The sequence below is a fragment of the Paenibacillus sp. 01L418 genome, assembly GCF_056400045.1.
The window spans coordinates 19,203-32,547 of the sequence record NZ_JBFTSN010000041.1 but is presented as its reverse complement, the minus strand read 5'-3'; the positions used below and the strand labels follow the sequence as shown (position 1 = coordinate 32,547).

Genomic DNA, 13,345 nt, shown 5'->3' with positions numbered 1-13,345 from the left:
AGCTARAGCTAGGTGGCAAAACAAAAAGGGAGATAATAAAGGTATTGGGGATTGAAGATGAAGGTCAGATTAAGGTATGGATGCGTAAATACAAGCAACTCGGAGAGTACAGGCTTATGGATAATAGAAGGCGCCGTATGCAGGACGTGTAGCGGAGAATAAACTTAATCGTGATTTTACAGCCGACAAACCCAATCAGAAATGGGTCACGGATATTACTCAGTACCGCGTGTTCGATCAGAAGATTTACCTGTCCGTAATTAAGGATTTGTTTAATACTGAAATTATTGCTTATCACATGAGTTTCAACAATGAAAATCCGTTGGTTTTAAAAACGTTTGAAAAGGTATTTAACAAGCTGACTCCGGTTGAGTACCGTCGCCAGCTTGTTTCCTAGGGCTTTTTTCAATTTCTACAAAATCGGGGTTGACCATGCAGCATAGGTTTTTTTATTGTCTACAAAATGGAGTCTTGTTCAGACTGCTGCACTGGTTATTTAACTATCGTTATCCGATTGTACATTTGTTGCCCTAAGGCCTTGCGGTAGCAGTTAATAGCCTCTAGTCGTTCAGCTCATTCACAGAAAAGGGTTAATATTTGTAATATCTCCAGTGGATCGGTCCACTGTTATAAGAAACCGGCCATCGCTAGTAAGATTGCCCTCGTAAGAAGGTCTAATTTCAAATAAAACAAGTGAGTCATTGGCGTAGCTATGTTCTGTTGTTGTAATTTGTACTTCTTGAACACTAACATCCAAGAATTGTTGAGCCAATTGAGTCGCTTTCTCTTTACTTTGGTCTATTGAAATCCATTGTTCTTTTTGTATTTCATTGCTTTTGTTTGATTCTTTAGCTGCCTTCATATCGTTAATACCAATTATTTTATTATTTTGACCAACCCATACACGCATACTGTCGTCTGCGGTTACATAAGTGGCAGTTTCTCTTTCATCTTTTATAAGTGAAAATCCAGTCAGGTTAAAATACTTCTGCAATACGAGAGTAGCTTCTTCTGCAGTATTGACTGTCAGGCTTTGGATTTGGCCGCCTCCAGGCTTCGATAGCTTTGCCACTTCCACTGTTTCATTTGATTGGGTATTCCCTTGAGCATTTACTAATGAGAATGAGCAGACAGTTAATAGCGTTGCTAATCCTAATACAGATAAGCGCATAGAATTTTTCTTGAAATGTTTAATCATGAGTATTCTCCTCTTGAGATGCTTGTAATTACCCGATAATCCGACCAAACTTGGATATCTCCGGGCTCCTGCATAATGCTCCAATAAATTAATGATCGTCTGGCCGTAAGCTGCTTTGTGTTCAGCATGGATGTAGGACAAGGCTAATGCATCACAGGCTACCTCTTGATCTGCTCGCATTCGTGCGTAGACAACCCACATTATCGGATTAAACCAATGTAAAATAACCAGAACATGCATGAGCCAATTCATCGCAACGTCCCTGCGCTTGATATGTGCCAGTTCATGATTGAAAATATAACGGAAATGATCGGCATCCATCGAACGAATCAACGAACTGGATAATAAAATCCTTGGTTTCATAAACCCATAAACCGCAGGACTCGGCACTGCATCTGTTACGGTCAGAAGAATCGGTTGTTTGACCGACATTTGGCGCTTGCATTGCTCGAATACTTGTAATACCGCCGGATGGGTTACATTGGGCTGGTTTTTAATTCGTCTATACACGTTGATATTGGCTATAAGGGTTACAAGGCTCAAGATTATGACCCCTAGCAACCAACCAATGAACAGGATGTCTCGCAGCGTTATTTTGGATAATCGATCCACAAACGATTGCTTTGCAAGGACTTGTTTTTCAGGAACATTCGCAGAGGAATGAACTATGACATCGGATGGATCTTTGAGTGTCCATTCGCTCGGTGAATCCACGTTATTCTTCAACTGATTCTTTCGTTCATAAAGATTGGAAATATCATCGAGCGATCCTAAAAGGGATTCATTAGACAACTGCTGCTTCATTGGCAATAGATTGTATACGCTGTACGAGCTTTCTGGCGCCCAAGGCAATACGAGCCGAATGACAACAGGAAACCATAGGAGATAATGCCACTTCGGCTGCAACTTGTTTCTGAGCATCCATTTGATCATGACAATGAGAGCAACCAGCACACTTGCCATCAACGAAGCGCGAATCACCCAGTCGAAAAAAAACTGCATATACATCTGCACATATGTCATGGCTATTTGCCTGTCTTCGATTTGTTATCATCGAATAATTGTTTCAGCTCATTGATTTCCTGTTCCGTCAGTTTTTTCTCCTGAAGGAAGTTCGCAAGCATCGGTTTAATGGCTCCACCGTACAATTTTTGCAAAAAACTTTTTGTTTCACTTTGCAAATACTCATTTTCTGAAACCAAAGGATAAAACATTTGGGCTCGTCGAGATTCGTCTTTGTTGATTCCAACCGCTTCTTTCTGCACCAGACGGTTAAGCAGCGTACGAATCGTCTTCGGACTCCAGTCCATTGTTTCCGTTAGTTGTTTAACAATTTCGCTGGATGGACATTCCTTCCTCGCCCAGAGGATTTTCATAACTTCCCATTCTGCATCTGTGATTTGTGGTAATTTTGTCATACTCGAAACCTCCCGTTACATGTAAAAGGATCACAATTGTAGGCCTACAAATCATATACTACACGTGTAGTCCTATTGTGTCAACGAACATCTCGTACCATTCACTTCCTATAACGACGAAAATAATAATAATTATGATGTGTAATACCTCTAGGTGGGAGATCCAATGCAGCGAAAAATGCGCTCAGGCCGTCTAATAGGTGGAGGTGATGATTCAGTGATGCCGGCCGGCTCGAATAATAAGGAAAATTTCCCGAAAGATCCCACTCAAGCTCTAGAGCAGCTGATGGAAAGCTTTGGCTCGACGATCATGCGCACCGCTTATTTTTATACCGGGGATCGGCATTTTGCCGAGGATATCAGTCAGGAGGTATTTCTTCGCGCTTATCGCAACTGGAACTCGTTTCGTGGAGATAGCGCGGTTAAAACCTGGTTGACGACGATCGCTATCAACGTTTGCCGGGACAAGATGGGCGTGCGGATGTTTACGGAACAGCCGACCGATCCCAGCCTGATGGAGCGGGGACGGATATTCAACGTAGAAGAAGAAGCGCTTAAAAGATTGCAGAAAAGCGAGATTTTGCGGCATATGCTGCGTCTGCCTCTGCCGTATCAGGAGGCTTTGTATTTATATTATTATCTGGACTTGGACACACGGGAAATTGCGAAAGCGACGTCGTCGCCCGAGGGTACCGTGAGAAACAGACTGCACCGGGCGCGCGAGGCGTTGGCTCGGGAAATGCGCAAGGAGGAGACAACCGATGACGGACATGGAGCGTAATTTACGTCAACATTTGCAAAAGGAGTCGGATGATATGTTGTTTTCTAAAATGGAATTGAGCGATAGCGTTAAACAGAAGATCAGGAAACAAGCCGCCGCGGAAGCGAGAGGCCGCCGCCGATTCGTTCTTCCGAAAGCCTGGCTTGCAGGAGCGGCAGCGCTGGTCGCGGCAGTCGTCATAGTGGCGGGATTGCCGATGCTGCAAGAGCCCGCCGCAGTCCCGACGCCAACGGATAATTCGTCGGAAATCGTGCTGCCCGGAAACGGAGGAGCCACAGGTTCGGAGTTGTCCCAATTGATTACAACTCCGTTAGGAACGGCGGAGGCAGCGAAAGCAGCTTTCGGTTCCGGTGTGCTTGTTCCTCAAGTCGCCCCGGAAGGCTTCAAGCTGGCTGAGATCGTCGGCGTGGGAATGAAGGACCAACCGCTCAGAGATTTAAACTTCACATACGGTTCGGGTGATAAGACGGTGACGTTCAGCGCGAGCCGCATGCCGGCAGCGTTCCCGACAGACCTGTTCACACAGACCAAAGTGGGTGGAGCGGACGGCTTAATTTTCGAGCAAGCCGAGTTCACAGAGCTGTTCTGGGTGGTTGACGGCATTCAGTATGGCGTGTCCGGTCCGATTTCGGGCGACGAGGCTATGAAGGTAGCCGAATCGGTGGAGCCTTAATGAGTTGATGCGTGTATATCGTGAATGAATGGAACGCCCCACCCGTCGAATGCTAGATAAATTGGGGTAGTGTAATAGCCCCACACGAGAGAGCATATCACTGGCAGATATGAGGTCAGGGGTGAGGGTCGCCTTAGGCACCTCCAAACAATTAATTCAAACCACTTCATCTGAAGTGGTTTTTTTGGTGAAGCCTAGTTGCTTCATAAGATTACAGGAGGAAATGAAATTTAGGATTGGAATCAAGATTGAATGCAATCTACGGTAGAGCCAGTTCATTGGAACGAGGGGGCAGGGGTTGACGAACTGGTTGATTCGAAAATTACAAGTTGAATTGTGATTGGGGACGATACCACATGATAGCGAGACGGCGTTCTGTTTTCATTAAATTAATATTGTCCCCATAAAGGATAAGACTACCTCATTGGAACTTTATTGCAACACTCGTATGATAAGATAAGTCCCCAATATACAAATCGTGTTCCGGGAACTTATTACAGGGTTAAAAGAAGTAGTGAGATTACGTTATTTGCACGTACGCTTATCGCTCTTTGAATCTTGTTATTTTTTTGAGCTCGTGAAAACGCTAACATCGGGTCAATTGTGGACGGGATCGCATTTACAAGACTAGACATATGGAATAGTAGAGGTGATGCGGCAGCCAGCATAAAAGCGGGAAAGTGTTGTCAGGCCACACATGAGGGGTTCATATTGGGTGTAAAGGATCACTTTTTTTGTGCACTACATAAAATCATAGAAAGTTTTGAATTTAGTATTTAAGTGAAGAAGTTTGAAAGAGTTATGGGATCTCTTCAAAACCTAAAAATAGGATATATGGAGGAAATTTGAGAATGAAAAAAAGACGATTATTAGCATCTTTACTTGTGACAGCGATGCTATTTACTTTGTTTTCTCCGCTTATGGCAGTCAGCGCGGCATGGGGAGATGATGTATCTCTTTTGACCGTAAATGCAGGCGCAGATGGTAATACGGCGACAAACGCCGATGCGCCAGACGGACAGAAAGCGTGGAGTTTAAACACCGGAACCTCAAAGGGCGGAGGGCCTTGGGATAACCTCTTCACGCCAAGCGTAGCGCCTCTAAAAGATGTATCCGCTTACAAGGACGGATACTTCGTTTTCGAGATGTATATTCCAAATGCGAGCTTTAAAAATATGCTAGGCAATAACTGGCTCGTCATCGTAAGCGACAGTAATCCCGCTGCGGATAAGTTCAACGCCGATTCTCGTCTCCAGCTTGATTTGAGCGGAGTCACAAATGCTGCAGTGGGCACATGGGCGACGGTCTATACGAAGTTATCGACGTCAAGTGCCGTAGCCGGGAGTTTCAATGACGCCTGGTTAGACAAGGTGACCAGACTAGCCATGCATCTGCAATGGGATACTAGTGTCCCTAGCACTGACGTTTTCATAAAAAACCCGCGTTTCCAGAAAAGTACGCTAGGCGTACCGGTTTCACCGTCAACGGCTCCCGCACTTGATGTAGCAACAAAAACAGTAACTGCGAACGCACCGGCTAGCGGGCAAGCTGTGGAATTCGCAATAAGCGAAGATGGGATCGCTCCCGCATCCGGGTGGGTGGATGGAAGTAAAAACGATAATGTTTATTCTCATCAATTTGCCACATTTCCTTCAGCGCAGACTTATTATGTATTCGCGCGGGCGAAAGCAGACAACAGCTACAACTTCATCGGCGCATCTTCAAGAATTACGGTAACGTCTATTGACGAACAAACATTGGTAAATGAGGCGGCGGCGTCTCTGACATGGGATGCGATTAAAGGCAGTAATACTTCGAATAACGATGTGAAATCACAACTTAGCCTTCCGACAGCAATAGGAACGACTAACGTAGCATGGTCTTCGGACAATGCGGCAATAAGCAGCGCCGGAGGCGTAAATCGTTTATTGAATAGAGAAGTAGACAAAACCGTCGTACTCACGGCGACAATAACCAAGGGTAATGCAAGTGCTACAAAAACGTTTACCTTGACGGTGAAAGCCGTGCCGGCGGAGGTCAACGCCCGGGCTGCGACGTATTTTCCTAATATAGAAGAGGGAACAAGCAGCGCTATTGCGCCGGACGGAAATAACGCGGTTAAGTTGGGCGCTGGAAAAATAGGCGCCGGCGTTGAACGGCTTTGGGATGCCCGCTTTGTTAGCAGCAGCGGCAATCAGGATTTATCAGCTTATGCAAATCAATATTTTGTTTTTGATATGTATGTTACACATTCGGACCTTTTAAAGCTCAGTGGCAATAACTGGATCGCCATGGCAAGTGGCGGTAACAATCTTGACACCAATTCGCGTCTTAATCTTAATGTTAACGAAATCAAAAATGGAAAGGTTAATGAATGGATTACGGTTTATGCGCAATTATCAGCAGCCAATTCTCCGAATGGTTTCAATCCCGTTCATTTGGACACGGTACAGGCGGGGAGATTGCAAATGCAATGGTCATCCGTGCCCCAAGGCGACATCTATATCAAGAATCCGCGTTTCCAGAATACCGTGGATTCGCCGAAACCTATTCCCAAGGCTGTTGAGACAACAGGCAACGTTACGTTATCTTCAGCAGCGCCAACAAACGGTCAGGCTGTGCAGTTCGCGATCAACACCACCGGTAACGCTCCTGTGGTCGGCGATTGGACGACGGGTACTCTGGGTACAGGAATTTATACTGCGGCATTTACAAAACCAACAGGCAACATCTATTATACATTCGCACGCACGGCTCAAAATACGCAATATCCTTTCGCAGGAACGCATTCGAGAGTTAAAGTGGAGCATCTTGACGACAATCAAGCAATATCGGACGCAGCAAATAAGCTGACATGGGACACAATCAGGAATTCGAATGTTATTCAATCCGAAGTAAGAACGGGGTTGATTCTTAAAGCAACGGGTGCGAACGATACGGCTATAGTATGGTCGGCTGAACCGGCAGGTATCATAGATACCGCAACTGGCAGTGTAACTCGCGACCCTGCCGTAGGAAAAGCCGTAACCCTTACGGCGAAAATAACCAAAGGTAATGCAGCACCTGTTCATAAAATTTTCAATTTGACAGTAGCCAGTACGACTAACGAACTTGCTGAAGTGTTCATTGACTTCAACGATCCTGAATCATTTGATGCCGTTGATACCATTGGAAGCGGTTTCGGCGACGGTGGAGATCCGGCTGGACCGTACAAAGGACTACAAGGCAACGGCATAGGCGTCAGTCTTATCGGAGACGGCGGTACCGCAGTGGATGTAGTCACTCAAAGCGGCGTAGACGCTGTGAAGATCGGCAACTTTATGTACGTCATTGTAGACGACCTTAAGCTTAAGCAAGCAAACAAGGTTGAATTAGCGGTCACATACTGGAGACCGAGCGCAGCGGGCGGTATTTCGTTACAGTATAACACCATATATCCCGGCAGTTTCTCTGGATTTGAAGCGTATAGATCAGCGAGCCTTCCGGCCACAGGAAGCGGAAACGCTTGGGTGACTTCAAAGGGTGTGCTTAACGGAGTTAATTTTGCGATAGGAGCACAAAATCAAGGCGCGCACTTCCGGATCGGTGCAGCCGGAGCAATCATACAGAGTATACGAATAACCGAAATTCCTCCAACGGATGAAGAAGCGGTAAAACTTGTTTCGGACGCGCTGACTTGGGACGCGATCAAGGGTACGAATACCAGACAGGATCTGGTTGAAAGCAATTTGAATCTAGCTAAGATGGGTTCAGCAAGTACGAACATTGTGTGGGCATCTGCCAATAACACGGTGATCAACAGCAACACCGGCGCAGTAGTTCGTCAAGGAGTGAATACATCCGTAACACTCACGGCGACAGTAAGCAAAGGAACGGCAACACCCGTTGTTAAAACATTTAATATCGTCGTTCGCGGAACAGGGACCGGAACCGACGAGGAAGCGGTAAACGATATGCTGAATAAACTGACATGGGATTTAATCAAAGGCGTGAATGCTTCTGAGACTAATGTGACAACGAACTTAGTTCTTCCGTCCATGGGTGAAAATATGACGGATATTACATGGACGACATCCGCTGCTACCCTAATAACCACTGCAGGAGTGATACCGACAAACCGTCCGGACGGCGGAGGCGAGGTAACGCTCACGGCGACGATAAAAAGAGGTCCGGTAGCCGCTCCTGTAACCCAGACTAAAACCTTTGTGCTCACAGTTCCGGATCGATATGATTACGCAAAACACATGAGAGCGGCAATCGTTCAGGAACACGATGCGAAAGATTTGGCGATATCGGACTTTAACGTACTCGCTTTTGGTGCGAAAACAGCAGAGATGGCAGAAGCGGAAGGCTTAGTTGATTTTGATAACAGAGAGGCTTTCCAGGCGGCGATTGATGCGGCTTATAATGACGGCGGCGGCGTAGTCTATATTCCGGCGGGAACCTTTGCGTTCTACACGGAAACTACCGGCACAATAAGCGTTCAAAGCACGACAGGCAGTACAACCTACGAATATAAACAGGTTTTAAATTTGCGGGCAGGCGTACAGCTCCGTGGCGAATGGGATAATCCGGATGCGGACGATTACGATGGTAAAATCGACGGAACCATTCTCGCGGTCTATGCCGGACATAACTCCGCCAATTATGACACGTATGTTGACTCTGACGAGAGAGAAAATCAGACAGGCGGCAAAAAAGTAGCTAACGTGTCCGATAGATTCATAGACATGGAACAAGGCACAGGTGTAACAAACCTTTCCGTATGGTATCCGAATCAAGATATTAATGCTACAACCACTGTTGAAAAGAGGAACGCAGATGGTCAGAAGACAGGGGAATTTGAGGACATCAAAGGAATTCCGTATCCGTGGACGTTCTATCAGAGAACCGGAAACAGCGTGACGCTTGATAACGTTACTCTTGTAAACGCTTGGGGAGGATTCATTTCCCTGCCGAGCGAAATGCATTATGTTGTGAACAGCAATATGACGGCTCTCTACAAGGGCATCGTGGTTCACACCTGTACAGATATCGGACGTATCGAGAACGTTGACATTGACCCGAAATACTGGGCGAATTCAGGTCTTGACGGCGCACCGTCTCTATCGGACGCGAGAGCGTACACAAGAGCGAATGCTACTGGATTCATGATGCACCGATCAGATTGGGAATATGTCTCGGGATTAAATATTTCCGGGTATAAGACGGGGATGTGGATCGGAAGAGAACCTGGCGGCGACGAAGCACCGAACGCGCAGTTCTACGGATTAAAAATCGAAGACAGTCAAACGGGTATATACATTGACAACGTTAACGGTTTCGGTCTGCTGCTCTCGAACTCGGAATTCGGAGGCGACACAGCAGTATATTTCAACGAACGTTTCGACACTTCTGTTCAATTCAACGGAGTTGCATTTAAAGGTCCGATTGTAAGCAACGCCAGAGGCGGAGTGATATCCTTTGAGGATAGTACGTTTGACGAATATGACAATTATGCGCTGAACTTCCTGGGTCGAGGCAACGCATTAGTCAGTCAGAGCAATTTCAAACAGGCAGACAAACATGCACATTTGGGAGTAAACTTCGGAACATTCAAATCAGTAAATTCAGGTTATAACCTTAACATCGAGAGCGCTAACCTTGCCGCTCACATCGATAACCTTGAACTTGATGTTAAGGCTGACGGTAATAACACCGCTGTACAAATCGTTAATGATGTTGATTATCTGTTTGAACCTATTCCGAAAGACGTAAAAACAGATATTGACGTACACCCGAGACCAACATCAAGCGCAGTGCTTAGACTTGACTTCCCGCGCTCGTTAACAGGCAACGCACCGACCGTGGATATATCTGCAAAGCTGCAGGAAGCTCTTGATTATATTAAAGCTAATCACGGTGGCGGCACGATCTATTTACCTGGTGGAAGATATAGACTGAATAATCCCGTCATCGTTCCCGAGGGTGTTGAACTCAGAGGAACATGGGACGTACAGCATCATACTCAAGGCGGCGGCACGGCGATCTTTACAGCGTACACCGGCGGGAATGAGGGAGAAAATGGAAATTCTCTTATTCAGCTTAAGGCAAACGCAGGGCTCAGAGGACTTAACATTACGCAAACAAATATAACCAGCGTCAATCTCGACAACCCTAACCTAACGCTAAAAACTCCGTTTTTGGTACAGGGACAAGGCGCAGGCGTATATRCAATCAATTTAACGATCCCAATTGGGGATAAAGGGATAGATCTGGCTTCCTATAAAACAGATGGTCACTATGTTGATTATTTAGGAGGCACGCTCCTCAGAGCAGGCATTTGGGTCGGAGGAGGCGCGGAAGGCGGATTTATTAGAAATATGCAATTCAATCCGCATTACGCTTTGAGACTTCCGGGAGGCCAAGGATATTCGGCACCTACCGGCGATTTGTACGGTTTCGTACAAAGATACATGAGTGCGCTCAAATTCGCGGATGTGGAAGACCAGACGATTTTCAACAATTTCGTTTTCGGCTCGGTATACGGCATACACTTCCTGAAAAGAGACCTGGGGAACGGCGAATTCGCATACCCAGGAAAAATGACGATGATTGGCCACGGTTCGGACGGAACCACGTACGCTCTCTATGTGGAAGACGCGGACGAACACACCAAAATAATCGCGATCAACTCGGAATTGGTTAATACGAACATCACGACGGAGCCGAATAGAGCGTATGTCAGAATGGGAGATGCAGCTAATACCGCGAAAATCCACCAAGACGCTGAACTTGTCCTGTACAACAGCGCGTTCTGGGGTAGCCCGACCGTAGCGGGAGCAATCGTAAATAACGGTATCGTTCGCTTACAGCAAGCAAACTTCACTCAGCTGCCCGGCAACAATCCGGGTATTGATGTCCACGGCGGTAAGGCGCATGTATACACTTCTTACTTCCAGCCGTCCAAGAACGGCCAGAATAATAATGTGTATGCCATGCTGCGCGAGAGCGGCACATCGGTAGAACTTAGCAACAATTATTACGCATCCGGTTTGAGAAACAGCACTCCAGCGGACAATCCGTACGGCATTTACGGCTCGGATTTATTGGCGGAACCGTTTGTATTCAACCTAACCAAAAACGGAGATAAACAACAATTCATCGTTAAGTATAATGTCGGAGGAAGAGCCTCTGCACCCGGAACATTAACAATTGTATCCCCGGCTGCTTATGCTAAAGATTTCACTCCCATTACATTTAACGCGCTTGCGGCAGGCGAATCCGTAACCGTAGATTTACCGTATTATGCTGCAGGTCTGATCACATTCAAGCTTCAACTCGATGACGGAAAAGCATACACCTATACGGCAAAATTTGACGCGGCATACGCCGAAAAGGTAAGTTCTGCAGGCGCTGAAAATCCGGCAAAGAGTGCTGCAACGCCGGCATTTGTAATGGACACCAAAGATTATGTCACTTCGGGAACGTGGGATGGTCCGCAAGACCTCAGCGTGGGATCGCATTTTGCATGGGACGACAGCAATTTATACGCATACATTGTCGTTACAGACGACGTGCACTTCAATAGCCAAACTGGAGGAAATATATGGAGAGAGGATAATTTGCAGTTAGGCATTGATTTACGCAATCCCGCAACCAACAGTACTACACGGAATGAATTGGGGTTCGCGCTCACCAATGACAACAAAGATGTAATATGGGCATGGACTCGTCCCACAGGCGCCAATGCACCGACTGCTCCGATTACTGATATCGCAGCAAAGATTACGAGAGATGAAGATACGAAAACGACGATTTACGATTTAAAGATTCCGTTTAATACCGTTCATAATAATCCTGCATCGGAGCTCACGAACGGAAGAATCGGAATATCAATCATGCTCAATGAATCTGACAGCTCGCGTGAATCAGACAGCACCAGATCCACCTTTGAAGTTGAAAGTGGACAATTAAAAAATTCAAGTTCATTTACAGACGTATATCTGTTAGGCGCAGGCAAATATAATGAAATGCTTGAAGCATCGGCAAGGGCTGCCGTTTCAAAGGCTCTCGCGTCTGGATTAGCTGCCGATAACGCTATAGCTCGCAACTTTGTTACGATTATGGCAGACGGCGAAGTGAAGACGGATCTTCTTAACAAAATCAAACCTATCGTTCAGGATAGCGAAATCAGCCCAGCTGCAGCTGAATTTGATCTGAACCCTAACAAGCAGCAAGCAGCAACAATAAAGCTGGAGCTTAAAGGAAATACACTGACAGCCATTAAGAACGGCAGTGTCTTGCTGCAGGCTGGAACTGATTATGTTGTGAAAAGCGATCAGATAACGATTACGACGGCTTACTTGGCGAAATTGCAAAAAGGTACTGCGAAGCTAACGTTTGAGTTTAGCGCAGGACAGCCGCAGGTGTTGACGATTACAGTAGTTGATACAACGCCTGACAACAACAACGGCGGAAATAACGGCGGTAACAACAACGGTGGCAACACCGGCGGAAATCAAGAGAACCAGGTTGAATTGAAGGATATTGCCGGACACTGGGCAGAAGCTGCGATTCGTAAGGCAGTGGCAAAAGGTTTTGTGGTTGGCTACAAGGATCAAACCTTCAAGCCAAATGCTGCGGTAACCCGTGCGGAATTTGCAGTGATGTTATCCCGTGCATTGACTGTACAAAGTGATGGAAAGCAGCATGCCTTTAATGATGAAGCTGACATTGCTCCATGGGCAAAAGAAGCGCTGGAGCAGGCTGTATCAGCGGGGATTTTAAGCGGCTATGCGGATGGAACGCTGCGTCCAAATAGCGGTTTGACGCGCGCTGAACTCGCGGTTATGATTGCTCGTTCGTTGAAGCTGGAAGACCAAAAGGACAAAGCAGCAAACTTTACTGACAATGCTAAACTGCCAGAGTGGGCAAAAGGCGCGATTGGCGCAGTAGCTGCAAAAGGGATTATGCAGGGCAAGGAAGGCGGCAAGTTTGACTTCAATGCAGTGGCAACCAGAGCGGAAGTAATTACAATTCTGCTCCGTATTTTGGAGCTGGAGGAGAATTAAAAAGATCAGTCAGCAGAATTATTGCCAGAGGATCGTAGAGTCTTAATCAGTGAGGATGTCAGCGGCGATTAGCCAAGGCTGACATCCTTTTTATTTGCCTTTGTATGGTTAGGCATTGAAGCGCTATTGTAATGGCTGCGCGTACTTGTCCTGAACACTAATCACCAAGTAACACGGCATCAAAATTTACCGCTCAGCACTCCATCATTGAATGGACTTCTA

The 13,345-nt window shown here is 46.3% G+C and carries 6 protein-coding genes and 1 pseudogene; 5 read left to right on the top strand and 2 right to left on the bottom strand.

What is annotated here, in order from left to right:
* On the top strand, nucleotides 1-152 hold a 152-nt coding region (locus AC1DSE_RS08545; RefSeq protein WP_477527586.1), incomplete at its 5' end, for a helix-turn-helix domain-containing protein.
* A pseudogene (locus tag AC1DSE_RS08540) lies at nucleotides 143-397 on the top strand (DDE-type integrase/transposase/recombinase); the annotation flags it as partial. The gene AC1DSE_RS08545 and the pseudogene AC1DSE_RS08540, both read left to right, overlap by 10 nt.
* 180 nt (nucleotides 398-577) lie before the next feature.
* Here the strand turns inward: AC1DSE_RS08540 and AC1DSE_RS08535 are convergent.
* On the bottom strand, nucleotides 578-2,221 hold the full coding sequence (locus tag AC1DSE_RS08535) for a M56 family metallopeptidase (RefSeq protein WP_477512584.1): 1,644 nt from the start codon (nucleotides 2,219-2,221) through the stop codon (nucleotides 578-580).
* Nucleotides 2,222-2,223: 2 nt separating this feature from the next.
* Nucleotides 2,224-2,616 (bottom strand): BlaI/MecI/CopY family transcriptional regulator, encoded by a 393-nt coding sequence (locus tag AC1DSE_RS08530; protein WP_441880830.1) that lies wholly within the window; start codon nucleotides 2,614-2,616, stop codon nucleotides 2,224-2,226.
* 166 nt (nucleotides 2,617-2,782) lie between these two features.
* On the opposite strand from AC1DSE_RS08530, the gene AC1DSE_RS08525 reads away from it, so the two are divergent.
* From AC1DSE_RS08525 to AC1DSE_RS08515, 3 genes are all read left to right on the top strand, one after another.
* On the top strand, nucleotides 2,783-3,397 hold the full coding sequence (locus tag AC1DSE_RS08525) for a sigma-70 family RNA polymerase sigma factor (RefSeq protein WP_441880831.1): 615 nt from the start codon (nucleotides 2,783-2,785) through the stop codon (nucleotides 3,395-3,397).
* A 196-nt stretch (nucleotides 3,398-3,593) separates the two neighbouring features.
* Nucleotides 3,594-4,070 (top strand): DUF4367 domain-containing protein, encoded by a 477-nt coding sequence (locus AC1DSE_RS08520; protein WP_477527585.1) that lies wholly within the window; start codon nucleotides 3,594-3,596, stop codon nucleotides 4,068-4,070.
* Between the two features lie 851 nt (nucleotides 4,071-4,921).
* Nucleotides 4,922-13,123 (top strand): immunoglobulin-like domain-containing protein, encoded by an 8,202-nt coding sequence (locus AC1DSE_RS08515; RefSeq protein ID WP_477527584.1) that lies wholly within the window; start codon nucleotides 4,922-4,924, stop codon nucleotides 13,121-13,123.
* The last annotated feature ends 222 nt before the right edge of the window (nucleotides 13,124-13,345 follow it).

Bases quoted from the DNA above. Each gene is read 5' to 3' on its own strand.
- AC1DSE_RS08520 (WP_477527585.1), top strand. From the start codon at position 3,594: ATGCTGCAAGAGCCCGCCGCAGTCCCGACGCCAACGGATAATTCGTCG.
- AC1DSE_RS08525 (WP_441880831.1), top strand. From the start codon at position 2,783: ATGCAGCGAAAAATGCGCTCAGGCCGTCTAATAGGTGGAGGTGATGAT.
- AC1DSE_RS08530 (WP_441880830.1), bottom strand. From the start codon at position 2,616: ATGACAAAATTACCACAAATCACAGATGCAGAATGGGAAGTTATGAAA.
- AC1DSE_RS08535 (WP_477512584.1), bottom strand. From the start codon at position 2,221: ATGACATATGTGCAGATGTATATGCAGTTTTTTTTCGACTGGGTGATT.